Source organism: Exiguobacterium sp. s89, from assembly GCF_018617735.1.
GTDB classification, from domain to species: domain Bacteria; phylum Bacillota; class Bacilli; order Exiguobacteriales; family Exiguobacteriaceae; genus Exiguobacterium; species Exiguobacterium marinum.
In genome coordinates this window covers 53,097-79,205 of the sequence record NZ_JACSKS010000003.1, presented here as the reverse complement: position 1 = coordinate 79,205, position 26,109 = coordinate 53,097, and the positions used below count along the sequence as shown (strand labels likewise).

Here is a 26,109-nt window from a genome sequence, read left to right as displayed (position 1 = left end):
CTTCAATCTCGGTTGACATCTTCCTAAAAATTAGGATAATTAAGAGTGTTAGCACTCTTAATTATAGAGTGCCAAAATACAGACATCAAAAGGAGAACGATCATGACAAAGAAACAGTTTCAAACCGAATCGAAACGAATTTTAGAGTTGATGGTCCACTCAATTTATACACATAAGGACATTTTCTTGCGCGAGCTCATCTCGAACGCGAGCGACGCCATCGACAAGATGTATTATCGTGCCCTCTCCGACGAAAGTATCGAGTTCAACAAAGACGATTACTTCGTCAAAATCGAACTCGACAAAGAGGCGCGGACGATCACGATTCGCGATACAGGGATTGGGATGACAGAAGAAGAGCTCGAATCGAATCTTGGAATTATCGCCAAGAGTGGCTCACTCGCCATGAAGCAAGCGACGAAGATGGAAGAAGACCATAGCCTCATCGGCCAGTTCGGAGTCGGATTCTATTCTGCGTTCATGGTCGCTGACCGTGTGACCGTACGGACTCGCTCGATTGACAGTGATCAAGGCTACGTATGGGAGTCAGAAGGCACAGATGGCTATTCAATCGAGCCGACAGACAAGGCGGACATCGGTACGGAAATCACGCTCCACTTGAAAGCAGACACAGAAGATGACGCGTACTCTTCATTCCTTGAAGAGTATGAGATCCGTTCGCTCATCAAGAAACATTCGGACTTCATCCGTTACCCGATCAAACTCGATGTGATGAAACATCGTCAAAAAGAGGACTCAGAAGAGTACGAGGACTATAAGGAAGAAGAGACCGTCAACAGCATGGTACCGATTTGGCGGAAGCGTAAGAGCGAGTTGACCGATGAGGATTACAAGGCGTTCTATCATGAGAAGCGCTACGGCTTTGATGAGCCACTCAAGCACCTTCACTTGAACGTCGATGGGACGATTCGTTATCAATCAATCCTCTATATCCCGTCAACGGTTCCGTTCGACTATTACACGAAAGAATTCGAGAAAGGGCTCGAGCTCTACTCGAACGGCGTATTGATCATGGAGAAGTCACCCGATCTCTTGCCGGACTACTTCGGTTTCGTCAAAGGAATGGTCGACTCTGAAGACCTCTCCCTCAACATTTCCCGTGAAATGTTGCAACAGGACCGCCAGCTTCGCGTGATCGCCAAAAACGTGAAGTCAAAAATCAAAGGGATGCTCGAGAAGATGCTCCAAAATGAGCGTGAGGACTATGAGAAGTTCTATGAATCGTTCGGTCGCCAATTGAAGTTCGGCGTGTATGACCAGTTTGGCGCAGCGAAAGACGAATTGAAGGACTTGATTCTTTTCCATTCTTCTCACGAGAAGAAACTCGTCTCGCTCAAAGAGTACGTCGAGCGGATGAAAGAAGATCAGAAGTATATCTATTACGCGACAGGCGAATCGATCCATCGCATCGATCTCTTGCCACAAGCGGAGCGCTTGAAAGAAGAAGGATATGAAATCCTCTACTTCACAGAAGAGATTGACGAGTTCGCGATCAAGATGCTTCAGTCATATGACGACAAAGAGTTCAAATCGATTGCGAGCGGTGACCTCGGTCTCGATGACGCGGAAGCGCAGTCGCTCAACGAAGACAACCAAGACTTGTTCACCTTCATGAAAGAAGAGCTCGGGGACCGCGTCAAAGAAGTGCGTGCCTCGACACGCCTCAAGTCACATCCGGTCTGTCTGACGGTCGCCGGCGACGTCTCAATCGAGATGGAGAAGATTTTGAACACGATGCCAAACGGTGGCGGTATGAAAGCGGAGAAAGTGCTCGAAGTGAACGCTGACCATGCCATCTTCCAGACGCTCCAACGTGTGTATAAGGAAGATGAAGCGAAAGCGAAACAATACACAGACCTCTTGTATCAACAAGCCCTCCTCATTGAAGGGTTACCGATTGAAGATCCGGTAGCGTATTCGAATGCGGTGTGTGCGTTGATGGCGGAGTAACGGTGAAGGCAGAGGGGGACCTCTGTCTTTTCATTTATCTGTCGTTCATCAGCCGCCGTAGCTCATCTGGTGATAGTATTTGTTCAGTTTTCCGGTGAATCATCCGATGATAATTAGAACAGACGGGAATTAAGTCAGTTTTAGGATTCACCATCACAGCCTCATCTAAAGTGCTTAATGGTTTTAAATGGTGCACTTCAATGAAATCTCTACCACGTTCGCCATACACTTCTTCAAAATTGAAATCACATACGATACAATTCACACCATGAATTTCAATAGCTCTTTTCCGATTCGAAGCTTCCCGCTCATATCGCTTTCCGTAGTAATAATGTTCCTGCCCTTCTAAAACCATGCCTCCATCTTCTACTTCCTCGGCGTTTATATCTTCTTCTGTTACATATTCTAATTTTTTACTTACAGAACTAAGAATACGTACTATTTCCTCATATCCGATATGAGCAGTAAGCTCTTCAATCATTCCATCTACTGAATAATTTATAAAAATACCTTTGAATTCATTACTCAGGCCTAGATACCTTAAAATATTCATCGATTCAAAACCATTTGATTTTTTAGAAGTGGGCTTTAGAATTCTATTTTCGATTTCCCTATGACTAAGACCATCGATAAGATAAGCAATTAATACTCGATACTTTTTTAAATCGTCAACTGAATTAAACTCTCTTCCTCTTCCACTTGGTTGTAAAATCGGTAAATTCAAATGTCGAGCCTCCTATAAATTATTTGTTTCTTTCTAACGCAAGTATTTGCCTAAGGACAACAAAAATCCTCTCACTATCGCTACGAAAATTTATTGAATTCAGTAATTGAATTCTAAATCAATCGAAACGAAGAAAGAGGATTATTTTTATTTGAAATTATTGTACGTCCCCAACAGCTGCATCTGCTTCACTTCATGCAACAGACTTTTCTCGTCCTCTTGCTCATGAATCTCCGCAATTCGATGGCCCATCCGCTCAATCAATCCGACGACGAGAGCATTCCCCATCGTGAAGTATCGCTTGCGGTCTGTCATAGTCGCGGTCCATCCGTATGGGAAGCCATTCAATCCTTCACATTCTTCTGGACGCAAATAGCGCAATTTTTTCGTATGCGGATCTTCGATGACATGGCTTGAACGGTTGCACGTCCCTTCGCTTGTCAACATCGTTCTACCTGGGAGGTCTAGCGAATCCGGATAGGACATGCCTCCTTCAGCATATACATAGACGTGACCGCTCGCAGAAGTACGTTCGATTTTTTTCGGCCCTTTCATGTAAGCCAATTCCTCTTTTTCCGTACGTCCAGATTTTTTAACCTTCTCTGTATCCAGATAATAGTGTTCCGGGGCAGGACCAAACTGCTCATAAACCTCTTGAACGACTTCGCCGAGCGTCTTAGCTGTCTCGCGAACCGGGAGCGTCTCAAGCGTCGTCACTTGATCCCCCGTCATGACACCCGCATTTCGATAAGTCGCAGAGAATGTGTCCGAGATTTCGACGATGTCTTTCGGCAACTCGAACGTCGAACCTGGATGCTTCTCGCTCGGCATCTCCATGACCGGGAAAGTCGGTGCAAAGAATCCGTCTTTCAACAACCACTGCTCAGGATTTGCTTTCCCCGCTCGGGTTGAATGCTTTAAATCCGCTCGCGTCGCAAAGATAAAGATACGACGGCGGCGTTGGGCAAAACCGTAATCGGCAGCATTGATGACTCTCCACTCGACCGTATATCCTTGATCGGCAAACGCACGAAGCATGACACTGAAGTCACGCCCTCTTTGTTTCGCAGGTGACTTCATTAGGCGATCGACATTCTCGAGAAGAACGTAAGGCGGCTTTTCCTGTTCGATGATATTCATGATTTCCCAGAACAAGACACCCTTCTTCCCTTGAATCCCTTGCTCATTCTTTAAGCTACGCGACACACTGTAGTCTTGGCATGGGAAGCCCCCCACGAGCAAATGGTGTGGTCCTGCTTCCATCCATGACAGCGCGATATCCTCATTTACGTGTTGGCCACGTCCTTTAAAACGTTCAGCATAGCAATCAAAGGCCGGTTGCACCTTCGTCGCCGGCTCCCACTGATTGCCCCAAACCACATCGAATTTGTCAGATGTAGGCTTGGCATTCACATCTTTGATTCCTTCAAGCGCGATGCGGAAACCTCCTACACCGGCAAATAACTCAACTACTTTAATCAATGGGAACACCCTTTCGTATTTTCTATCTTAAATTTACGCTATTTTAGGTCCTATCACAACCGAACTAGCTCGATGAAATTAGTTTAACAGAAAAGGTGAATGGGATCAACAACTACGTTATACTCATCTTACATATGTAAATTTATAGGAGGTATTCGATTGCGTTACGAAACGATTCAAGAATTAATGGATAAGGCAAGTGAGGCTGAGGGCAAGACATTCGGCGAGATTGATACGACCGGACGGATTAAAAATGTTCGCTCCAAGGGATCACTCGGTCACATTATTGAAGAGAGCCACTTCGGATACCCAATCAATTCAGATGCCCGACCAGACTTTGAGGAACTTGGTATCGAGTTAAAGGTCACTCCTTTCAAGAAAAACAAAAACGGTACATATTCTTCGAAAGAACGACTCGTCTTGAATATGATTGATTACCATAGCGAGCATCGATACTCGTTTGAAACTTCAAGCTTTTTATCGAAAGCCACAAGTATGCTCATCATGCTCTATCAATATGAACCTGAAATCCCAATGGATGACTACCGCATCTATAAGGCATTCTTAAACGAGTTCTCGGAGGAAGATTTAGCCGTGATGCGACAAGATTGGGAAACAATCGTTACCAAAATCAAGAATGGAGAGGCTCATCTCATTTCGGAGGCAGATACGATGTATCTGTCCGCCTGTACAAAAGGGGCGAACGGTTCGATTGTGCGTACTCAACCCTTCTCAGATGAACCTGCCAAACCGCGTGCCTTCTCTTTGAAAGCATCCTATATGTCCGGGTTGGTTCGTAAATATTTAACACCGGAACTACTGGAATCTATCGCAAACCAAGGTGAGTTAAACGAAATGTCTATCGATGAACTTCTCGAAACCCGACTCTCACCACACTATGGCAAGACACTGATTGATTTATGTGAAGAAACGAAAGTTCCATACAATCCTAGAAACAAGGCGATGATTCCTCATGTCATGGCCAAACTGTTAGGAGTCCAAAAGACAGACCTTTCCGGTATCGAAGAATTTGCGAAGGCAAACATCAAGTTCAAAACGGTCGCACGAGAACCCGACGGAAAGATTCGCGAACATATGTCGTTCGGCAAAGTCGATTTTGAAAACCTATGCCAAAGCGACTGGGAAGATTCAGACCTATATGATACATTCGCAGAACAGAAATATCTTTTCTTGGAATTTCAATATGACGAAGAATACGTCCCTAAGAAAAAGCGAATCCCTCGCTTTGTAGGCATTCGACTGTGGAACATGCCACTCGAGACAATCGATGGCGAACTATATGAGATGTGGTCTGAGGCTCGAAAGGTCGTCAGAGAAGGGGTTGAGCTGACACCTATGAAAAATAGAGTAAAGAATAACCTTCCTGGGCCGAAATTCAATCAAGTCGCACATGTACGTTCAAAAGGCGCGGATGGAGATGACAAAGTCCGCCTCCCCGATGGACAATGGATCACAAAGCAGGCATTTTGGTTAGATCGAAACTACATTCAGCAGATTCTAGACGCTTAACATGAGTACTTCTCCCTCTGCAGTGGAATCTTCCTAGTAGAGGGAGGTGAGGGGTATGGCCAAAAACGTACCGAAAGCATCAAGTCCATCCGTGTTCAAGACGATGAGCGGCAACCGCGGGAAAGATACGAAGATGGAAGTCAAAGTCAGAAAAGCGCTGTGGGCGGCCGGATATCGGTACCGCAAGAACAACCGCAAACTTTACGGGACGCCCGACATCTCGTTTCCTGGATTACGCGTCGTCGTATTTCTGGACTCTTGCTATTGGCACGGCTGTCCCCTCCACTTCAAATTGCCGAAGACGAATGCCGATTTTTGGCGTCAAAAGATTGGACGTAACATCGAACGAGATGCCGATGTCACACAACATTATGTAGAGGAAGGTTGGATCATCCTTCGATTTTGGGAACACCAGGTCAATGATGATTTTAATCATGTGATTTATACCATCACTCATTTCGTTGACATGGCCAAGCAAAACCGACACATACGAAGTGGCTGAATTTAAAAGTACATCAGTCTAAATCTCCATCGAACATCGGTTCATCATAGGTCTCGGTCGTTTCATCGACAAGCAGGTTCGCGTAAAATTCCTCTACGCGGCCTCTTTTTTCGCCTTTTTCATTTAAGTATTCAACGATTTTGAACGTATCAGGTGCTTCAAGTCCGATAATGACGATTGGTACGGTTAGTTGCGTGTTTAACGGTTTCAAATGGTGGACATATTTCTCATACGTCCCAATGGCGCCATCAAAATTACCAGCTCGCTGTAATCGTTGAGTCGCACAGATGATGACTCCAATTCGTGTTTGAATCGCCTTTTCGACATGGTTCAGTTCGCTTGCGATGACCGGTTTCAATAAGTTCCAAGCGATGGTGCCTGCATGGTTAAATCCGACCTCGAGTGAGATGTTGTCCTTGGCAAAATCAAGACGCCACACATTCTCTGAATAATCACGATCCTGAAAAATCGGACTCTCACTCATCCATCCTCTTCTCAAAAATTCCAGCCTGAACAGTTCATTCAAAGCTTTTGATAGACTCTTGTTCTTTTCAGCATATTTTTCATTAAATACCTTTATGATGTCATTGTCGCTGATTGACTGAATGATGTCATGAATCTCTGACCAGATCTCCTTGAACTCTTCATCGTTCTTCAATATAGTCTCACCGAATCGATGAGAATGAACTCGATAATTCATAACAAATCCCCTGTCTGTAAATGATAATCACGAACAGAAAGACGAGAATAACGATATAATCTCTATCTTCCAAACGAATTTGTGACTCATTTAATATTTTGTAAAGATACTACTTATCCAAAGAAAATACATTATTATTGTAATCGTTTTCTTTACTGATATTAAGCTATTCTCTTATAATCATAAGTTATTTCAACACATTTCAAAGCATGCAAACGCCTTGACAATTCTAGCTCGTTATATGAAGTTAGTATTACATTATAATTATTCTAGTCGAGATAGAAACGCTAGAGTAAAAAAACAAGGAGGACATAACCCATGTCATTAATCGGCAAAGAAGTACTACCATTCAAAGCACAAGCATTCCAAACAGGTGAATTCCTCGAAGTTACTGAGAACGACCTTAAAGGTAAATGGAGCGTTGTCTGCTTCTACCCAGCTGACTTTACATTCGTCTGCCCAACTGAACTTGAAGACCTTCAAAATGAGTACGCTGCACTTCAAAACCTCGGTGTAGAAGTATACTCTGTCTCAACAGACACACACTTCACACATAAAGCTTGGCACGAAACATCTGAGAAAATCGGAAAAATCGAGTACATCATGATCGGTGACCCATCACACGTCATCTCACGCAACTTTGACGTCTTGAACGAAGAAGACGGCCTCGCAGACCGTGGTACGTTCATCATCGACCCAGACGGTGTCATCCAAACTGTCGAGATCAACGCTGGCGGCATCGGCCGTGACGCGAGCACGCTCGTCAACAAAGTCAAAGCAGCACAATACGTACGCAACAACCCAGGCGAAGTCTGCCCGGCGAAATGGGAAGAGGGTTCTGAAACACTCCGCCCAAGCCTTGACCTCGTCGGTAAATTGTAAGGAGCGATTGCATGTTAGAAGCAGCGATTAAACAACAGCTCGACCAATATCTCCAGCTCATGGAGGGCGATGTCGTCCTCCGTGTGAGCGCTGGGGAAGACAACGTCTCAAACGAGATGCTCGAGCTCGTCAACGAACTCGCCAGCATGTCATCACGCATCTCGGTCGAACGCGCGACACTCGAGCGTACACCGAGCTTCAGCGTGAATCGTCCGTCTGAAGAGACAGGAATCGTCTTTGCGGGGATTCCACTCGGACATGAGTTCACATCACTCGTCCTCGCCCTCCTCCAAGTGAGCGGGCGCGCACCGAAAGTCGATGCGGACACGATCAAACAGATCCAAAATATCGAAGGCTCGTATCACTTCGAGTCATACATCAGCCTCAGTTGCCACAACTGTCCTGACGTCGTGCAAGCGCTAAACGTCATGAGCGTCCTCAACCCGAACATCACTCACACGATGATCGATGGAGCCGCGTTCAAGGATGAAGTGGAAGCAAAAGAGATCATGGCTGTCCCGACGGTCTTCTTGGACGGCGAATCGTTCGGTAACGGTCGGATGTCACTCGAAGAGATCTTAGCGAAACTCGGTACAGGTCCTGACGCCTCTGCATTCTCGGATAAAGACCCGTACGACGTCCTCATCGTCGGTGGCGGTCCAGCTGGTGCAAGTGCCGCCGTATATGCGGCTCGTAAAGGAATCCGTACCGGAATCATCGCGGAGCGCTTCGGCGGCCAAGTGATGGACACGATGGGGATCGAGAACTTCATCGGTACCGCTTATACAGAAGGTCCAAAACTCGTCGCAAGTCTAGAAGAGCACGTCAAAGAGTACGGCATCGACGTCATGAACCTCCAACGCGCGAAGCGCCTTGAGAAAAATGACCTCGTCGAAATCGAACTCGAGAACGGTGCCGTCCTGAAAAGTAAGAGTGTCATCCTCTCAACCGGTGCACGCTGGCGTAACGTCAACGTCCCAGGTGAGGCGGAGTTCAAAAACAAAGGGGTCGCTTACTGCCCACACTGTGACGGTCCTCTATTCGAAGGGAAACGAGTCGCGGTCATCGGTGGCGGTAACTCCGGCATCGAAGCGGCCATCGACCTCGCCGGGATCGTCAAGCACGTGACGGTCCTCGAGTTCGCTCCTGAACTCAAAGCGGACCAAGTGCTTCAAGACCGTCTCCACAGCCTCCCGAACGTGACTGTCATCACGAACGCTCAGACGACAGAAATTACGGGCACGGACAAAGTGAACGGCATCTCGTATGTGTCTCGTGAAACGAACGAGTCACATCACGTCGAACTTGAAGGCGTCTTCGTCCAAATCGGTCTCGTCCCGAACACGGACTGGCTCGACTCGGTCGAACGCAACAACTTCGGGGAAATCGTCGTCGACCGTCATGGCGCGACGAACGTCCCAGGTGTGTTCGCGGCAGGAGACTGCACGAACAGCGCCTACAAACAAATCATCATCTCGATGGGTTCTGGTGCGACAGCCGCACTCGGCGCCTTCGACTACATGATTCGCAACTAACAAAAAGACTCGCCCTCTATCATGAGAGCGAGTCTTTTTTATAGTTCAAACGTCTTCCCCAAGTCCGGGATGAACAAAATCGAGTCCCCACTCTCCGTTTCAAACCGGTAGCCTACTCGAGGGGTAAATGGATTCCATTCTCCCCCGGTCGTCGGAACGCTCTCGATGTACGTCACGCCATCGTACGTTTTGCTCAACGTCTCTTCCGCTGCAGCTAACGAGTAGTTCGGAATCGAGAGCAATATCGCCACCCCTACACTCATCACTCCGACTGACACCGCCCACGGAGTCGATGTCGGCTTTCGAAATTGGGTCATGACTAATAGCGTGATCATCCAGCCAATCGGTACCCCGAATGTTGCGGCTCCCCCATATACTCGAACGTTCACTTCCATCAACACGACAATTATTATACCGCCAATCATCCACCACCACTTCATCCACATCACCTCCCTTTCATTATCCCAAAATAAGGAAATAACTCAACATCTTTTATTCACATTGATGTATGATAACTTATAGTGTATGATATACAGTATAAAAATAAACGAATGAAGGAGGCGAAAAAATGTCCGATGTAAAAGCCTCATTAGTGACAGAGTTGCGACGCGGCACGTTGACGATTGCGGTGCTCAGCCAGTTGAAGACACCTCAATACGGCTATTCTCTCGTTCAAGCGCTACTTGATGCCGACATCAACATTGACCAGAGTACGCTCTACCCCCTCTTGCGTCGACTTGAAAAACAAGGACTCGTCACGAGCTCCTGGGACACGACGGAGAGTCGACCACGAAAGTACTATGTGCTCAGCCCGGACGGATTGGATATTTTGAATGAGTTGTACGTGGAGTGGATGAACATGTCGAAAACATTGACCCGTTTGATTGAAGGAGGAAATGATCATGAATCTTCGTGATGTGTATATTGATGAAGTCACCTCTCGAATTCCTGAGTCGATGCGGCAAGATGTCGCACTCGAATTAGAGTCGACCATTGATGACATGACTGGAAATGACCCGTCTGAAGCGACTTTGTTTGAAGCGTTGCGCCAACTCGGTGACCCTCATATTCTCGCCGCTCGTTATGCGAACCGACCGCTCCACCTGATCGGCCCTGCCCTCTTCACACAATACGTGAACGTCATCAAGATCGTCTTACCGATTGCCGTCACGGTCATCACAATCCTCTCAGTCATCGGTTATCTGAACAACTCGATTGACGACACGTCTTGGCTTCCATTCTTGATTCAAGGACTCCTTCAAGTCGGGGCGGCCATCTTCAACGTCGTCGTCCAGACGCTATTTTGGATTACGCTTACGTTCTTCATCATCGAACGCACTGTGCCTGAAGGTGAAGTCCCCTTCTCTAGTTGGAAACCTGAACAACTCAAGAAAGTGAAACCACGTTCGACCTCGATTTCTTTTGGTTCCATCTTGTTTGACTTTGTCGCCACCGTTTTGATGGTCGTATTGTACGTCAACGCCGAGCAGATGATTCGAGTCGTCATGAATGGTAAATCCTATCCGTTGTTGAATCCGTCTGTCTTGGATCGATTCCTCCCGTTTGTCATCGCCTTGGCCGTCTTTGGAATCGCCATCGCTATTTATAAATGGATGGTTCGACACTGGACGAAGCCGCTCGCCTTGTGGAACGCCCTCTTCAATGTCGTCTGGATTGTCGTCACGGCGCTCATTTTACTGCAACCTGATTTGATTTCATCCGACGCCATTTCGTTGATTGCCGATCAAACCAATATCGACATCGAAACGATTAGTCGCTGGGGCGTCTGGAGTGTATTGCTCGCCATCATCATCGTGTGTATCATTGATTTAGGTGAAGGTTTCTACAAAGCATTTCGGCGTTGATCTCACATTCAAACGTTTCATTTCCGAGGAAAGTGGAATACGGGACTAGAGAACCGATTTTGAATGGGGAGGCATTTGATGGGTATTCCAACAATCAAGTTACATGACGGCCATGAGATTCCAGCCATTGGACTCGGGACGGTTTATTTGAAAGGTGAGGCAGGGGTTGACGCCATTACGTGTGCCATCCGAAACGGATATCGGCTAATTGATTCGGCAATTCGTTATGACAATGAAGGCACGGTCGGTGAATCGGTTCGTCAATCCGGCATTCCGCGCGAACAGCTTTTCTTAACATCTAAATTGCGCGCGCAATATTATGACTACGATCAGGCACTCGAGATGATTCGGGAGTCCCTTTACCGAGCAAATCTCGACTATTGGGATTTGTTCCTCTTGCATTGGCCAAATCCGAAGCAGGATAAATACGTCGAGGCATGGCGTGCCTTGATTCAAGCAAAGAAAAACGGATGGATTCGCTCCATTGGGGTCTCGAACTTTATGCCGGAACATCTCGATCGTTTGATTGAAGAGACGGGAGAAACACCGGTCATCAATCAAATCGAGCTACACCCGTACTTCTCTCAAGTCGAACAGCGTCAAGCCGACAAGGAGCGAGGCATCATCACAGAAGCGTGGAGCCCACTCAGTCGCGCCCGTACGGTCATCCATGATGAAAAGATCACCGAGCTCGCCAAACAAAAAGGAAAGAGTGTGTCTCAAGTCATCTTGCGTTGGCATATGCAACTTGGGGTCATCCCGCTCGCCCGCTCGTCTAGCGAGTTGCACCAAAAAGAGAATCTCGATATCTTCAACTTCGAATTGACAGATGAAGAGATGGAGACGCTTAATGCGTTGACGAAACCAGATGGTCGCATCGATGACCAGGATCCGCGTGAATACGAAGAGTACTAAAAAAGATTGAGCCAACGGAGGCTCAATCTTTTTTTTCGTTATACGGTTCAGAGTGGATGTCGTTTGAAATGTTCAGCAATGTGTCGTTTCATCGCGTCTCGATTTTCGGCGAAGATGCGGTGACGATGACCGTTCCCGCCGGATGGGTGCGGAAACCCGCTCACGACCCGCTCCTGGTCCAAGAGACCGCGCTCCACTAACAGCTCCACGGCTCGTCTCACGTTCACGCCCATCGGTAGAATGAGGGCATCTTTCAGCTGTGCCATCTCTTCAGCGAATACACCTTCCACGTAAGGTCGAAACAGTTCAGTCCGAATCATATCCGGGCTCGACCCGTTATAGTTCTTACCTTTATAGAAAACGGGATAAGGGAGAACCGCCGTGTTTTGTACGAGATGGTTCGCCGACCCAAATAAATCAAGGGATGATTCGATTCCCAAATGATGATGTAAATCCAAATCGTCCAGCATCGTCACCAAGTTCTTACGAATCGGACCAGAGAAACTTCCTCGTTGTTTGACGGCTCGCAGTGTTTCTTCATCAGAAGCACCTTTCAAATCGCGAATCGCCTCGAACGACTGACGCATCTGATACAAGCCTGGCGTGATCCCGGCGATAACGACTTTAGCATCCGGATTGATATATTCAAACGGTGCGTAATAGATATCGAGTTGTTTCTTTTCATCACGGTCTAACAAAAAATCTTCACTTTTTAACTTCTCTTCCTCTAAATCAGATAGCTGCAAGATTTTTGATTTATATGTGTGAAATAATTTTGTTCTTGTCACCTGAACCATACCCCTTCCATTTGCTACTTCTATCTATATTCCCCCAAATCTTCATGTGAAAAAAGTTCATGTTTCAGACAAATGCTATATAAAAATAAAGCGCTTCCATTCCATATTTTGTGATATCCTGACGTTGTGATTGAAGAAAGAATTCCTTAGGTTTTATAACATTTCACAAGGAGTGTGTTGAGACATGAAAGCAGTCGTTGTCAATTCAGCAAGCAAAGCCAATATCGAAATCGTTGAAAAGGAAATACGTCCATTACAAGCAGGAGAAGCACTCGTCGATGTCGAGTACTGTGGGGTATGTCACACGGACCTTCACGTCGCCGGTGGTGATTTTGGAGATGTTCAAGGTCGCGTGCTCGGTCATGAAGGAATTGGAGTCGTGTCTCAAATTGCGGATGATGTCACGAGTTTAAAAGTCGGAGACCGCGTCAGTATCGCTTGGATGTATCATGCGTGTGGTCGCTGTGAATATTGTACGACGGGACGGGAAACGTTCTGCCGAAACGTTCAAAACGCCGGATATAGCGTAGATGGCGGAATGGCCGAACAAAGTATCGTCATCGCCGATTATGCCGTCAAAGTACCTAAAGGATTAGACCCTGCACAGGCATCAAGTATTACTTGTGCCGGTGTCACGACGTATAAGGCCATCAAAGTGGCAGACGTCAAACCTGGTGAGACGGTCATCATCTATGGTTGTGGGGGACTGGGCAACCTGGCAATTCAATATGCGAAGCATGTATTCAATGCGCATGTGATTGCCGTCGACTTGAACGATGATAAGCTTGAACTTGCCAAAGAGAGTGGCGCTGATTTGACAATCAATCCATCGACCGAAGGAGATGCGGCAGACATCGTCCAAGAGAAGTTCGGTGGTGCACACGCTGCAGTCGTCACGGCTGTCTCTAAAGTCGCATTTAACTCAGCTGTCAATGCGGTTCGCGCTTGTGGGAAAGTCGTAGCAGTCGGTCTTCCTTCTGAAACGATGGATTTGAATATTCCTCGTCTCGTTCTCGATGGAATCGAAGTCGTCGGATCTCTCGTCGGGACACGTAAAGACTTAGAGGAAGCCTTCCAATTCGGAGCAGAAGGACTCGTTGTGCCTGTTGTTCACAAACGTTGTCTTCACGAAGTGCAAGATATCTTTGAAGAGATGGAGCAAGGGAAAATTCAAGGACGCATGGTCATCGACTTCAAAAATAAAGACTGTTAATTAAAACGAGGCCATGTGCCTCGTTTTGTTCTAGTTTGACGTTGACGGGGTATAGTTGCTTTTGTATAGTTAGGAACGTCCAAAAAGCCGAAAATGAAAGAGGAGTGACTTGATTTGACTCCATCAACGTCAACCCGTCTGCTTGATTTGCTGACAGAACGAAACAATCAAGTTCGACGGATGAGTGAACAATCTTGGAATGAACAGAGTGACATCCTCATCTCAAACTCTGAATGGTATATTCTCGCAACACTTTACCAATCGAACACGACTATTGCCGAAGTCACAAGAAATGTCCATATCTCTCGACAAGCCATCCATAAACTAATTAAGAACCTTGAAGGAAAAGCACTCGTTCTCGTAACGGACCATCCACAGAGTCGAAAAGACAAATGCATCGAACTGACTGCGCTCGGCCATACTTGTTATGAACAAAACGAGGCGCTCAAAGCGCAACTCGAGCAACGTATCCGAGAAGGAATTGGACAAGATGCCTTCGAGCAACTGAAAATCATTCTGCGCATGGACTGGAAGCTGTAATCGTGTCGGATAGAATCGGCACGGTTTTTATATGCATACATGAACCCAAACGTCAACCGAGTTGACATTTCACCTTCTGAACGACTATGCTTATGGATAAGGAAGAGGTGATCGACTTGTTTAAAGCTGGAGACTTAATCATCTACTCGACCCATGGCGTATGTCGCATCGACGACATTTCGGACAAAACGGTCGCAGGAGAAACGAAATCATACTACACGCTTCACCCGATCAACAATGCACAGAAGTTACAGATCAGCATCCCGGTCGATAACGATAATGTGATGATGTTGACATTGCTCGAAGCAGACGAGGCATTAGAGATTTTAGAGTCGTTCCGCTCGCCTGGCGTTGAATGGAACCCGCATTCCAACAATCGCAATCGCGAATTTTTGAATGTCGTCCATTCAGGGAACCGTCACGATATCGCTCAAGTCGTCAATACATTGAGTCGTCGACATATTGAGGCGCTCCATGCGAATAAAAAGCTATACGAACAAGATCGTAAGATTCTAGAGAACGCCAAAACCATTTTGGTAAAAGAAATCTCGCTTGCTCTCAATCGTTCAGAAAGCGACATTGATCGTAGCATATCTGAGTATTTACATGAAAGTATGACGACACTCACACCTTGACCCCTTCCTGTGGAAGCGGTCTTTTTTTTGTGATGTCATCAATACGGACGAGCCATCATCGGCACAGGTTCAATATCGTCGCAACAAGGGTACGCAACCTCTCGAAAAAAGTCTCTCTCCATCACAGAAACAAACGACAACAATTAAGGAATCGTCAAACGCATCGATGACATACTAGATAGGTCCGAAAGTCCAAAAAATGGTGAAAGAGTAATCACTTGTTCTATACAAAAAGGGCGAGCATACGATTGTATACTCGCTCCAAGTAAATTAATTGTGTACCATATCTTTTTCTTTTAGACCGAGCGCGAGCGCTGTCGATTCGTGAATCGTTCTAAACAGGTCCGGATGTTCCGACAACTTCAAGCCATACGATGGAACCATCTCTTTGATTTTTGCTTCCCATTCCGGCAACTGTTGCGGGAAGCACTGTTCGAGCACTTTCAACATGACATGAACAGCTGTCGATGCACCTGGAGAAGCACCAAGGAGTGCCGCGACCGATCCATCTTCCGCGCTGACGACTTCTGTTCCGAACTGGAGTGTCCCTTTTCCTTGCGGTGTATCTTTGATGACCTGAACCCGTTGCCCAGCCACAACGATTTCCCAATCTTCGTTCTTGGCGTTCGGAATGAATTCGCGAAGTTCATCCATACGCTTGTCGTGTGACAAGAGTACCTGCTCGATTAAGTATTTCGTGAGCGGCATCTCTTTCGCCCCTGCCGCAAGCATCGTGATGACGTTATTCGGCTTGACCGAACGGATCAAATCCAAGTTTGATCCTGTTTTCAAGAACTTCGGCGTGAAGCCGGCGAACGGTCCAAACAGCAATTCTTTGCGTCCATCGATAAAGCGTGTGTCGAGGTGCGGTACCGACATCGGCGGTGCCCCGACTTTCGCCTTTCCGTAAACTTTAGCGTGATGTTGCTCGATAATCTCTCGATTTTTACAGACGAGGAAGAGCCCACTGACCGGAAATCCTCCGATTTGTTTCGACTCGGGAATCCCTGTCTTTTGTAAGAGCGGCAAACTACCACCCCCGCCTCCGATAAAGAGGAATGGTGCCGTATGCGTCTCAATCGTGTCCCGAGACACGTCTTTCACTTTCACTTCCCAATGACCGTTGTCGAGACGCTTCACGTCCTCGACGCTATGACCATAGTTGACCTCGACCCCGTTTGATGTGAGATGCTCAAACAACATACGTGTCAATGCACCGAAGTTCACATCCGTCCCTGAATCGATTTTCGTTGCGGCAATCGGTTCATCCGATGTCCGACCTCCCATGATGAGCGGGAACCATTCCTGTAATTGATTCGGGTCGTCCGATAAGACCATCCCCTCAAACAACGGATTCGTTGTTAGCGCTTCCAAACGACGCTTCAAGAAGTCGACGTTCTGCTCCCCTTGGACCATGCTCATATGTGGAATCGAACGAATAAAGGCCTCTGGGTTTTCAATTAATCCTTGCTTGACGAGATGCGCCCAAAACTGGCGCGAGATTTGGAACTGCTCGTTGACGTTGACTGCTTTGGAGATGTCGATCGTCCCATCTGCGTTCTCAGTTGTATAGTTTAATTCGCATAGTGCGGCATGTCCCGTACCTGCGTTATTCCATTCGTTTGAACTTTCTTCCCCTGCTGCATCGAGCTTTTCGAACACTTTAATGTTCCACTCCGGTACAAGCTCTTTAAAGAGTGAACCGAGCGTTGCGCTCATAATGCCTGCCCCAATTAAAATGACGTCTGTTCTCGTTTGCGTACTGCTCATGAAAACCCCATCCTTATCCCCTGAATTTTTTGTCATACAATCGAAGAATCCCCATTCCTCAATCGTATATTTTATAATCGTTATACCGATTATAACTCTTTTGTGATGAATGATAAGGGTTATGTATGATTTTTTGTGTTGAAACTTTTTATGAAAATGGGATGATTCCTTGAAACGAAGGAGGTATTCTTTTGAGACGTGGCATACGTTTTAAAATACCCAATCAATACGGGCAGTTTTTGCAAGTGATATTGAGTCCAATCCCTCTTGACCAATACCGATGGAAGGTGGTGGATGAGGAATCCTACATTGTGAAAGATGAGCAACTCGATCGTCTGTTATTTTTGGATTCGACCGTAATCGATGGTCGTCAACTCAATGAACTGATTATTCAACAACACTATTTGATTTTCGTTGATATCAAAGCGTTCCACCCTAACGTGTCTACGGAAATCGAAACGTATGAAGACTTTCTACGTAGCACGTGCGAATTTGCACTAATTGTGACGGACAGTCAAGACGTGACAATCTATTGTAAAGATCAACAGATGCTCGGCTCGCTCTATCAAAATGCTATGTTGCATGGATTCGAGGATACCGCATACATCACAAGTAACAATGACTCGAGGACACACCTATCATGTTGGTGATTACACATTTAAATAAGGAGAATCCATCATGCCCACACTCTATTTGATTCGCCACTGCTCAGCCGCGGGCCAAGAACCTGACGCCCCGCTCACGGAAGCAGGTCACGCACAAGCTCTCCTGCTTCACGACTTTTTTCGTGATATCTCGATTGGTCGGATCATCTCAAGCGATTATATCCGTGCGGTCGCTTCGGTCACGTCACTCGCCGATTCTCATCACCTCTCAATCGAGCGTGAACCGTTACTGAGAGAACGCATCCTGTCTCACGAACCGCTCGAAGACTGGCTGACCCCATTACGTCAGTCATTCATCGACCCGACTTTCAAACTACTTGATGCTGAATCTAGCCAAGAAGCGACGAATCGCATCCTACAAGTTGTGGAGCGTGCTCAATCTCAACATGCCGCGACACTATTGGTGACGCACGGCAATCTGCTCGCACTCTTATTGCAACATCTCGACCCGCAATATGACTTTGAGACATGGCGCACGATGCGTAACCCAGACGTCTATCGTCTCGATTATCACGACAGCACACCGTCCATCGAGCATATTTGGCCAAACAAATAAGCCGTCTCGCGATGAGACGGCTTTTGTTACTTCTCTACGAAAAACATCGAGATGGCACCGAGTCCGACATGCGTTCCGACCGAAACCCCCATCTGCATGAGGTAAATCTCGCCTGTGAAATCTGTTTCTGCTTCAATCTTCGCTTTTAAATTTTCGGCAACTCGCTGATCGGATGTATACCCGATGATCACAAAATTCGTGATATCCGGATTCACGCGTTTCACGAACTCGTCCGTATAATGCTTCAGCACTTTACGGGTACCTCGTTCCTTGGCAACAATCGCACCTTTGCCGTTCTTCATGCTCATAATCGGCTTGACCATAAGTAGCTTTCCGATGATGGCACTCGTGTTCGAGATTCGTCCGCTCTTGATCAAATGGTCCAAGTCGTCCACGGATAAGAAATGCTTCACTTTCGTCTTGTACGTCTCATTGAAGTCAACGAGCTGTTCGAACGTCGCACCGGCTTCACGCATCTGCGCACTCTTTAGCAACAGCCAGCCGCTCCCGTGACTCATCGAACGGGAGTCGACAACGTGAATTTTAACAGTCGAGTCAGGATGCGCCTCTTCGAAGTACTCTTTTCCGATGATCGCCGACTGATACGAGCCGCTCGTGCCACTCGACATACAAATGCATAAAATCTCCTCATGACCGGCAGCGACCGCATCTTCCATCAATCGTAAGAACGTCGCCGGGCTCGGCATTGCCGTCGTCGGAAATTCCGGGAGCGCTTCCAACATTCCATAAAAATCATCCGGCTGGATATCCACCCGGTCCTGGTAAGACATATTGTTCATGGTAATGATCAACGGCGCGACCCCGATGTTGTACCGTTCAAGCACTTCATCCGATAAGTCACACGTTGAATCTGCTAATAATTTAATCATGCATTCCTCCAAAACTTTCTCCATAAGTGACGGGAATCATCCTATAACTTCGTCGATTCCGACGTCACGATAGGACCTCTTCTAGTGTAGCAGATTTGGAGGGGGAAATGTTTTTTTACTGGGTTTGATGTGCGACTTGTTTCTCGTGGTGTAAGAGCCATTCTTTTCGCCATAATCCGCCGGCATAGCCAGTCAATTTCCCGTTTAATCCGATGACACGGTGACATGGCACAACGATGCTCAGCTTGTTGCGTCCGTTCGTTGCTCCGACCGCGCGGACAGCCGCGGGTCGTTTCACTCGTTCGGCGAGTTCTCGGTAAGAAGCCGTCTCCGCATAAGGAATTTTCTGTAACGTACTCCACACATCCCGCTGAAACGGCGTGCCCACTTGTTCAATCGGAAAGGTGAACGTCATCCTCTCCCCTCGAAAATAATCATCGAGTTCATCCTTACACTGTCGCAACACATCAGGTACATTCGGTTCAGGTAATTGCGCCGCTTCGCGTTCGACGAATAAGATTGATTGAATGACTTTCTCTGTCCCAACGACTTCGATCAAGCCAATTGGTGTCTCCACGTCTAGTCTATACGTTTCCATATAATGACCTCCACAGATAAAATGTCGCGTATCCTTCCCAACCCTTCCAGGACTCACCGTAACGTCTCACTTCTTCAATCGTCGGCTTTTCAGTCGTCCCTAAACGATGTTGAATCGCTTGATGCAATCCGACATCTGCGACTGGGAATGCTGAGGCGTCTTGGAAACACTTCATCAACACATAGTCTGCCGTCCATTCTCCGACACCCCGGATTGCGAGTAACCGTTGACGGGTATCAGTTGAAGATTGCGATTGTAGAGCCGATTTTGATAATGTCCCACCTGTTATTTCCCGTGCAATATCAATGATATACTCCGCTTTCCTTCGACTGAACTGAAGCTCACGTAACGCTTCCGGTTCGAGCGAGGCGATTCGTTCCGCCCGTGGGAACGTCCAATACGTTCTTCCCTCGACGACTCGCTGTTCTCCATATCGTTCGACGAACCGACGTTTGATTGTATAGGCGAAGGATAACGTGATTTGTTGCCCGATGATGGCCCACGTGAGTGCCTCGAACAAATCTGGGAAGCCGATCATCCGTAACCCGCGATGCACTTCAATCAAAGGAGCCAGTAATTCATCCTCTGCCCCCATCGCCTCAAACGGTGTTAGGTCACGATCGAGGTCTAACCAGTCACGCACCTCACGTTCAATGCTTTCCATCTCCATCTCTGAAACGTCATCGACTGGGAACACCACACGAATGTGACCCTGCTCTCCTTGAAGTTCGACGAGGATAAGGCGTTCCCCGATTCGCATCAACTTTTGAATCGCCTCGTCCGTCGTGACATGGAGCACCTCTTGATTTGACCGACTTAAAAAGACGAGACACTCTTGAAAATCAAACGGCTGCTGTACAGCGATTAGCATCTCTGTCATACGTCCTCTCCTTTTCGATACGTATTTGGTGTACAACCTTTCACTTGACGGAACACGCGGTAAAAGTTCGACGGTGTTTGAAACCCGACCTCATAGCAGACTGTCAGATTGCTCATCGCGGTCGTTCGTAATAAATAAGCTGCCTTGTCGATACGAAGTCGCTCCAATAGTTGCCTTGGCGTCTCTCCTGTCGTTTGGGTGAACGTTCGCTCCAAATGGAACGGACTCAGCTGGACATGCTCGGCAATTTGTTCGAGGCGAATCGGCTGTTTATAATGTTCCATCAGATACACTGTCACCTGTTGTACGAGCGCTCGGTGTGGAGCATGCTCGACTTCCGGCTGGCATCGCTTGCACGGTCGGAATCCGTTCGCTTCCACCTCTTGTCTCGTCATATAAAAATCGACATTCTCTTTTTTCGGTTTGCGGGAACGGCATGATGGTCGGCAATAGATTCCTGTCGTCTTAACGGCCGTATAGAATAGCCCGTCATACGTCGCATCACAAGCGAGCACTTTCGCCCATTTTTCTTCAAATGTCAGCATCTCCACACCCCTTTCTCCTTACACTGTAGCAAATCTAAAATCAACATTTCGTCCTCTTTCTTGCGCTTACAATCCCCTGTTTTTGAAACGTTTTACAGATTTCAATCGTATCCTATAGTACGATTTAGTTAGAAGACACTGTCAGTCATATGACAGATAAGGAGAAAACCTCATGCGCACTCGTTTTTCATGGAAACAATTAAAATGGCTCATCCCTATAGCATTAATCGGTTTGATCTTGATTCAGAGCGGACAAGAGTTGAAAGACCTCTCGCTCGCGACCGCCTTCACGACACTGAAACAACTGACCGGTTGGGAACAGTTCACACTCATCCTACTCGGTGGATTCGCTGTCTTGACCATGACGGGCTATGACTATTTCTTGCTACGCTCTTTACATATCGAGCTACCGAAACGAAAAATCGTTCAAACGGCATGGATCACGAACTCGATGAACGGGTTGCTCGGCTTCGGCGGCGTGATCGGGATCGCGCTTCGTACCTCGCTCTATCGTCCCTATACGGACACGAAACGCTTGCTCCGTGCCATCGGGTGGATGACTCCGACACTTATCAGCGGTCTGTCCATTCTTTCCATCGGTGTGCTCCTCGGTATCTTCCCGGCCGGTGGGCTCGTCGGTACGAAACCGTGGATTTGGCCAGTGTTACTCGCCGTGAGTGCGATGCTCCCGTTTTATTTGTTCGTCACCTCACGCCGATCAAACGTCGGGTGGTCCACTCTGCTCGGGTATACGATGACCTCGCTCGCAGAATGGGTCACCGCTGGATTCGTCGCCATCTATGCTTTGACATTACTAGACGGTTCGGCCTCGTTCGTGCAACTTTTCGGAGTATTCATCGTCGCGACGGTCGTCGGTGTCGTCTCTCTCGTACCTGGGGGTGCCGGAACGTTTGACTTACTGTATCTCGTTGGGATGACTCAACTTGGGATTCATCAAGACATCGTTTTGTCTTCACTAATCATCTACCGATTCGTTTATTTTGTCGTCCCATTTTTAATTGGACTCTTTCTCGCGGCTATCGCGTTTGGGGACCAGGTCGTCAAACAAATCGAGTATCGGCCAATCATCGGGTCATCGTATGAGATTGGGACCGTCGTCTGGCGCGTCGTTTCGCGGACGCTTGCGAAGATTGGACGATTGACCGGAAGTCTCATCGCACTCATGAGCAGTCTGTTGATTTGGTTCCAGACGCTTCTCCCGAGCGTGACGCCGCTCTATGAAGTGAATCGCTGGTTTGAATGGGTCGGTACCCTTTTCATATTGAGTGCCGGACTTCTCATGTTTTTGTCCGTCTATGGCATGTATGTGCGGACTAAACGAACACTCTGGTTACTCAACACTGCCTTCATCTTGGCGACCATCGGGGTCATCGCTCGTGGTTTAAACCTGTTTGAGACCTTCGTCGTCATCGGGTTTGCGATGTTCGTCTGGTTGACACGTAAACGACACGTCCGATACCGCTCGATTTTAACGACAGGACGTCTCATTCGAAGCTTGATCTACGTCCTGCTCTATGTCGGCACCCAGGCCCTCTTGTTGCAATCATTCGCGGGTACGGATGACTTATTCTTCACATCTCATCAAGCCGGCTGGTTGACGACGTTTGTCTTGTTATTGACTTCGATCGTAGCAAGTGCGCTTCTGCTCTTATTCGACCGTTGGAAACGCCCGGCGCTTGGAGAGGCATACGATGAACATCGAATCCGACAGTTCCAAGCGGCGCAACAAACATCAAGTAGCTTTGATTTGGCCCATATGGCAGATAAGCGCTTTTACATGACCGAGGCCGGAGATGCGTGTCTGTTGTTTGCGACAGCGCGGAACCATGCGATTGTTCTTGGTGATATCCAAGGTGAGCGACAGGCGGCGACTGCGTTATTGACACGTTTCATCGAGGATGCGGACCGAATCGGGTATATCCCTTTATTTTATCAAATTACACCGAATTGGATGCCGCGCCTTCATGATGCCGGCTTCACGTTCTTCAAACTAGGGGAAGAGGCGACGATTGACGTCTCGACCTTCTCCTTATCCGGGAAGAAGCGTGCAAATATGCGCTCTCTCTACAATCAGTTTGAGAAGAAGGGCATCACGTTCGACATCGTCTGTGAACCGAGCCTCCTTCTGTTACAAGAGTTAAAAGACATCTCAGATGAGTGGATTGGCAATCGAAATGAGAAAGGCTTCTCCCTCGGTTTCTTCGACTATGAAACGTTGACCCGTTATCCGATTGCCTTATTACGAGATGCGGACGGTGTCGTCGTAGCTTTCATTTCGTTACTCCGAGGAGACGGAGCCATCTCAATCGATTTGATGCGTTCGAAAAATGATGCGCCATCTGGAGCAATCGAAGTATTGATTCTTCACATCATCGAATGGGCGCGTGCGGAAGGTTATGAACATGTCGGACTCGGCGTGGCACCACTTGCGGCCGTCGGGGGGCAGACGTTCTCGCACTGGCCAGAGCGCGTCGCCGCCGATATTTTTGAAAATATCAGCTACATCTATCCGTTCAGTGGCTTGCGACAGTTCAAACAGAAGTTCAAACCGTCGTGGGAAGGACGCTATCTCGCATTCCGTCAACGTCGGAAGTTGTTGCCCTCGATTTTACGGACAGCGCGGTTGATTAGTCGGAAAAAATCATAACGAGAGATACCGCTCATCGACTCATTTTCAAAAAATTACATGTAAAACTAGAGGTCTATTTGATTCAAAATCAACTCAAAGAAAAGAGATCTGATTCTTCAATACGAATCAGATCTCATGTTATTCACGAATCTACTTTCACCGCAGCTTTATGATTGATTCCTCCCCATTGCCCTCGCATGGCAAAAAGTAACGGTATCATCGGTGTGTGATACGGTATGAATTCTTGCTGTTGAATCATCTGCAGAATCGCCGCTTCATCCGCCCATTTCACGGCTTGCACTTCAGATTCCTGTAGCGTCAGCTCATTCAAATCCACTTCCATTTCGACCAGATAAATGTCGTCAAACCCTTCATCAAAATTGACGGTCAGATGCGGTCGTGTCTGAGATAGATCAAGCTTGAGCCCAATCTCCTCTTCGAGTTCCCGCATGGCGGCTTGCTGACTCGTATCCCCTACCGTGGCACTTCCTCCGACCGTGATATCCCACATGTTTGCCCAACCTTCCTTGAACGGTTGGCGCTGTTGAATCAACATCTCGCCCTTCTGGTTAAAGATACACACGTGAATGACAAGATGATACTCGCCTTCTGGCAATCGACTTCCCCGTTGCCACGTGCGACCGGTTTTTTCTCGGTTCACCGTATAGACGTCCCAAAATTCCATTAGATCCTCCCCTTTATGTTGCGGCGCTAGATGCTGCTGCTTGATCGGCATTCGCACAATCGATGGCTACGACGATGGAGATGAGAAGGTGCTCCATCTCTGGTTCTTCGACACGAATCTCGTAACTGTCTCCCCACGTGAACCATTTCTTTTGAACACTTCCGATAGAATGTCCGTTCTTCGTCACATCAAAATCCATGTCCCACCAATCGCCTTGGACATCAATCCGAGCTGCATCGATGGAATATTTCGGTTTGAAGAATGAAAAATCTTTCGAGATGGTCATCATATCTGTGCCGTCCACTTCTACGAAAAACTTCGGCAAAAAGCTGAACGTCTTTTTTGTGATCGTCGTGACCGTCTGACCGTTCATATCTTTGATTTCAAATGATTTTGGAAACTTCATAAAGCTACCCTCGATGAAATAATGGTCATGTCCGTCTGCATCCTTGATGGTGAAGCGCCCGCGTAAACTGAACACTTTTTGTTTCATGTAAAGCGTGTGCATGATGATCCCTCCGATTTTATGTAGTCCTTTACGTACGAGTCCAATCTTGAAATCGATTCACTTATCACGAAACAGTTTCTTTTGATACAGTTTCGAGAACTTCCGATAATCGGTCACCTACCACGAAGCCATCCGGCAGTTCATACTTCTTCACGATTTCTGACACTAAATCGCCCTTATCCAACGTTTCGATTTGTTGAATGCTATATGTTTCTGTAATCCAACGATCCATTCCATATCAAAAATGACTACGTGTTTCATTCATTCCCTTCTTTCTAGATTGAAACTTCTTGGATTCTATCTAAAGGGATATCGGAAAGGTTGTACAGTATTTTATGAAAAATAAAAAGCCTGACTCCCTCGTCAGGCCTGTAACGCTTTATGAACAAAAGTATGCAAAGCCTCTTGGCTCGTGATGTGTTCGTTGCACGTCTTACTGTCTACACATATGTATGTGCCGATGGCTTTGTAATAGTCCGGATTTTTCGCTTGTTTCGCTTTCGTGATCGTAACGCAGTACGTCACGTCCGTGAACTGATTACAGAAGGCACATATGTTTTTCTTCGTATTCGTGCTCGGTTTACATACGATGCCAATCAATCGACCTTCATGTTGACAAATCATCAACTTTTGCTTGGAACGTTCATCGTTCCAACTCAAATAAGTGAGTCGTCCAAAATCAACATCGGCTAGCTCCGGTAAGCGAAGCTTCTTCTGTTTCGGGAACAAATCCTTCAGCTGCTCGGCAGATACGACGGGAAATGGTTGAACCCATTCTCGTAATTGTTGCATGTACTCTTCGAACGCTTCGTTCGTCTGTAACGTCGAGAACTGTAAAAGCTTCAATTGTTCAGTCGTTGCCTCAGGGAATGCATAAATCACTTTCGACTGTGCCAAGTCGATGACTGCCCGCAAAACAGAAGGCGGCAAGCTTTGCATTCGACTCTCTTTGACGAGCCTCACTTGTTCTTTGATGAGATTATATTGTTCGTTTTGAATAAATGGATCTGACATTTTGTCGCCCCCTTCCTCAATCCTCAGTTTACAGGAGACGACGCTTCCTTACTGTGT

27 protein-coding genes and 1 pseudogene are annotated in these 26,109 nt (G+C 47.1%); 14 read left to right on the top strand and 14 right to left on the bottom strand.

Annotated elements, in window-relative coordinates; translation table 11 throughout:
- Positions 1-102 precede the first annotated feature (102 nt).
- Positions 103-1,971: a molecular chaperone HtpG gene (gene htpG, locus KNO96_RS10225; RefSeq protein WP_214703571.1), complete on the top strand. Its 1,869-nt coding sequence runs from the start codon at positions 103-105 to the stop codon at positions 1,969-1,971.
- Positions 1,972-2,005: 34 nt separating this feature from the next.
- Here the strand turns inward: htpG and KNO96_RS10220 are convergent, their stop codons facing one another.
- Both KNO96_RS10220 and dcm read right to left on the bottom strand, forming a co-directional pair.
- The gene (locus KNO96_RS10220; RefSeq protein WP_214703570.1) at positions 2,006-2,695 is read right to left on the bottom strand and encodes an HNH endonuclease; all 690 of its coding nucleotides are present in this window, start codon (positions 2,693-2,695) and stop codon (positions 2,006-2,008) included.
- A 147-nt stretch (positions 2,696-2,842) separates the two neighbouring features.
- The gene (gene dcm, locus KNO96_RS10215; protein ID WP_214703569.1) at positions 2,843-4,177 is read right to left on the bottom strand and encodes a DNA (cytosine-5-)-methyltransferase; all 1,335 of its coding nucleotides are present in this window, start codon (positions 4,175-4,177) and stop codon (positions 2,843-2,845) included.
- Between the two features lie 159 nt (positions 4,178-4,336).
- Here dcm and KNO96_RS10210 point away from each other — a divergent pair, with 159 nt between their 5' ends.
- Positions 4,337-5,707 (top strand): Sau3AI family type II restriction endonuclease, encoded by a 1,371-nt coding sequence (locus KNO96_RS10210; RefSeq protein ID WP_214703568.1) that lies wholly within the window; start codon positions 4,337-4,339, stop codon positions 5,705-5,707.
- Between the two features lie 55 nt (positions 5,708-5,762).
- Positions 5,763-6,209: a very short patch repair endonuclease gene (locus tag KNO96_RS10205; RefSeq protein ID WP_214703567.1), complete on the top strand. Its 447-nt coding sequence runs from the start codon at positions 5,763-5,765 to the stop codon at positions 6,207-6,209.
- A gap of 13 nt (positions 6,210-6,222) precedes the next feature.
- Here KNO96_RS10205 and KNO96_RS10200 read toward each other — a convergent pair whose 3' ends face one another.
- The gene (locus KNO96_RS10200; RefSeq protein WP_214703566.1) at positions 6,223-6,909 is read right to left on the bottom strand and encodes a BglII/BstYI family type II restriction endonuclease; all 687 of its coding nucleotides are present in this window, start codon (positions 6,907-6,909) and stop codon (positions 6,223-6,225) included.
- A gap of 318 nt (positions 6,910-7,227) precedes the next feature.
- Here KNO96_RS10200 and ahpC point away from each other — a divergent pair, with 318 nt between their 5' ends.
- Positions 7,228-7,791: an alkyl hydroperoxide reductase subunit C gene (gene ahpC, locus KNO96_RS10195; protein WP_214700819.1), complete on the top strand. Its 564-nt coding sequence runs from the start codon at positions 7,228-7,230 to the stop codon at positions 7,789-7,791.
- An 11-nt stretch (positions 7,792-7,802) separates the two neighbouring features.
- A complete protein-coding gene (ahpF, locus tag KNO96_RS10190; RefSeq protein WP_214703565.1) occupies positions 7,803-9,326 on the top strand; it encodes an alkyl hydroperoxide reductase subunit F in 1,524 nt (507 codons plus the stop codon).
- A gap of 38 nt (positions 9,327-9,364) precedes the next feature.
- Here ahpF and KNO96_RS10185 read toward each other — a convergent pair whose 3' ends face one another.
- Entirely contained in the window at positions 9,365-9,766 is a 402-nt protein-coding gene (locus tag KNO96_RS10185) for a hypothetical protein (protein ID WP_214703564.1), read from the bottom strand.
- 128 nt (positions 9,767-9,894) lie between these two features.
- Between KNO96_RS10185 and KNO96_RS10180 the strand changes: the two genes are divergently transcribed.
- The 3 genes from KNO96_RS10180 to KNO96_RS10170 all read left to right on the top strand — a co-directional run bounded on the left by KNO96_RS10180 (position 9,895) and on the right by KNO96_RS10170 (position 12,106).
- Positions 9,895-10,242, top strand: coding sequence for a PadR family transcriptional regulator (locus KNO96_RS10180; protein ID WP_026824682.1), 348 nt, complete (start codon positions 9,895-9,897; stop codon positions 10,240-10,242).
- Complete coding sequence (locus KNO96_RS10175) at positions 10,229-11,191, top strand: HAAS signaling domain-containing protein (protein ID WP_214703563.1); 963 nt, start codon at positions 10,229-10,231, stop codon at positions 11,189-11,191. Before KNO96_RS10180 ends, KNO96_RS10175 begins: the two co-directional genes overlap by 14 nt.
- 78 nt (positions 11,192-11,269) lie before the next feature.
- A complete protein-coding gene (locus KNO96_RS10170) occupies positions 11,270-12,106 on the top strand; it encodes an aldo/keto reductase (protein WP_214703562.1) in 837 nt (278 codons plus the stop codon).
- A gap of 47 nt (positions 12,107-12,153) precedes the next feature.
- On the opposite strand, the gene KNO96_RS10165 is transcribed toward KNO96_RS10170, so the two are convergent.
- The gene (locus KNO96_RS10165; protein WP_214703561.1) at positions 12,154-12,903 is read right to left on the bottom strand and encodes a hypothetical protein; all 750 of its coding nucleotides are present in this window, start codon (positions 12,901-12,903) and stop codon (positions 12,154-12,156) included.
- Positions 12,904-13,087: 184 nt separating this feature from the next.
- Here KNO96_RS10165 and adhP point away from each other — a divergent pair, with 184 nt between their 5' ends.
- The 3 genes from adhP (at position 13,088) to KNO96_RS10150 (ending at position 15,291) form a co-directional block, all read left to right on the top strand.
- Positions 13,088-14,116, top strand: coding sequence for an alcohol dehydrogenase AdhP (adhP, locus tag KNO96_RS10160; protein WP_214703560.1), 1,029 nt, complete (start codon positions 13,088-13,090; stop codon positions 14,114-14,116).
- Positions 14,117-14,230: 114 nt separating this feature from the next.
- The gene (locus KNO96_RS10155) at positions 14,231-14,656 is read left to right on the top strand and encodes a MarR family winged helix-turn-helix transcriptional regulator (protein ID WP_026824687.1); all 426 of its coding nucleotides are present in this window, start codon (positions 14,231-14,233) and stop codon (positions 14,654-14,656) included.
- 107 nt (positions 14,657-14,763) lie between these two features.
- Positions 14,764-15,291 (top strand): CarD family transcriptional regulator, encoded by a 528-nt coding sequence (locus KNO96_RS10150; RefSeq protein WP_026824688.1) that lies wholly within the window; start codon positions 14,764-14,766, stop codon positions 15,289-15,291.
- A 270-nt stretch (positions 15,292-15,561) separates the two neighbouring features.
- Here KNO96_RS10150 and KNO96_RS10145 read toward each other — a convergent pair whose 3' ends face one another.
- Positions 15,562-17,061 carry a malate:quinone oxidoreductase gene (locus KNO96_RS10145; RefSeq protein WP_214703559.1) on the bottom strand — a complete coding sequence of 500 codons (1,500 nt, stop codon included), beginning with the start codon at positions 17,059-17,061 and terminating at the stop codon, positions 15,562-15,564.
- 191 nt (positions 17,062-17,252) lie between these two features.
- Here KNO96_RS10145 and KNO96_RS10140 point away from each other — a divergent pair, with 191 nt between their 5' ends.
- Positions 17,253-17,711, top strand: coding sequence for a DUF2691 family protein (locus KNO96_RS10140; protein ID WP_214703558.1), 459 nt, complete (start codon positions 17,253-17,255; stop codon positions 17,709-17,711).
- A gap of 28 nt (positions 17,712-17,739) precedes the next feature.
- Positions 17,740-18,282, top strand: a complete 543-nt coding sequence (locus tag KNO96_RS10135) for a histidine phosphatase family protein (RefSeq protein ID WP_214703557.1) — start codon at positions 17,740-17,742, stop codon at positions 18,280-18,282.
- 26 nt (positions 18,283-18,308) lie between these two features.
- On the opposite strand, the gene KNO96_RS10130 is transcribed toward KNO96_RS10135, so the two are convergent.
- From KNO96_RS10130 to KNO96_RS10115, 4 genes are all read right to left on the bottom strand, one after another.
- Positions 18,309-19,172, bottom strand: a complete 864-nt coding sequence (locus KNO96_RS10130) for a DegV family protein (RefSeq protein ID WP_214703556.1) — start codon at positions 19,170-19,172, stop codon at positions 18,309-18,311.
- Between the two features lie 115 nt (positions 19,173-19,287).
- On the bottom strand, positions 19,288-19,770 hold the full coding sequence (locus KNO96_RS10125) for a methylated-DNA--[protein]-cysteine S-methyltransferase (protein WP_214703555.1): 483 nt from the start codon (positions 19,768-19,770) through the stop codon (positions 19,288-19,290).
- Entirely contained in the window at positions 19,757-20,650 is an 894-nt protein-coding gene (locus KNO96_RS10120) for a DNA-3-methyladenine glycosylase family protein (RefSeq protein WP_214703554.1), read from the bottom strand. The genes KNO96_RS10125 and KNO96_RS10120 overlap by 14 nt, the downstream gene beginning before the upstream one ends.
- On the bottom strand, positions 20,647-21,195 hold the full coding sequence (locus KNO96_RS10115) for a bifunctional transcriptional activator/DNA repair enzyme AdaA (RefSeq protein ID WP_026824696.1): 549 nt from the start codon (positions 21,193-21,195) through the stop codon (positions 20,647-20,649). Before KNO96_RS10115 ends, KNO96_RS10120 begins: the two co-directional genes overlap by 4 nt.
- 172 nt (positions 21,196-21,367) lie before the next feature.
- Here KNO96_RS10115 and mprF point away from each other — a divergent pair, with 172 nt between their 5' ends.
- Complete coding sequence (mprF, locus tag KNO96_RS10110; RefSeq protein ID WP_214703553.1) at positions 21,368-23,863, top strand: bifunctional lysylphosphatidylglycerol flippase/synthetase MprF; 2,496 nt, start codon at positions 21,368-21,370, stop codon at positions 23,861-23,863.
- Between the two features lie 124 nt (positions 23,864-23,987).
- On the opposite strand, the gene KNO96_RS10105 is transcribed toward mprF, so the two are convergent.
- The 4 genes and pseudogenes from KNO96_RS10105 to KNO96_RS10090 form a co-directional block, all read right to left on the bottom strand.
- Positions 23,988-24,530: an NUDIX hydrolase gene (locus KNO96_RS10105; RefSeq protein WP_214700800.1), complete on the bottom strand. Its 543-nt coding sequence runs from the start codon at positions 24,528-24,530 to the stop codon at positions 23,988-23,990.
- Between the two features lie 13 nt (positions 24,531-24,543).
- The gene (locus KNO96_RS10100; protein ID WP_214703552.1) at positions 24,544-25,038 is read right to left on the bottom strand and encodes an LURP-one-related/scramblase family protein; all 495 of its coding nucleotides are present in this window, start codon (positions 25,036-25,038) and stop codon (positions 24,544-24,546) included.
- A gap of 97 nt (positions 25,039-25,135) precedes the next feature.
- A pseudogene (locus KNO96_RS10095) lies at positions 25,136-25,276 on the bottom strand (nucleosidase); the annotation flags it as partial.
- A 125-nt stretch (positions 25,277-25,401) separates the two neighbouring features.
- On the bottom strand, positions 25,402-26,052 hold the full coding sequence (locus tag KNO96_RS10090) for a FusB/FusC family EF-G-binding protein (protein ID WP_214703551.1): 651 nt from the start codon (positions 26,050-26,052) through the stop codon (positions 25,402-25,404).
- Between the last annotated feature and the right edge of the window lie 57 nt (positions 26,053-26,109).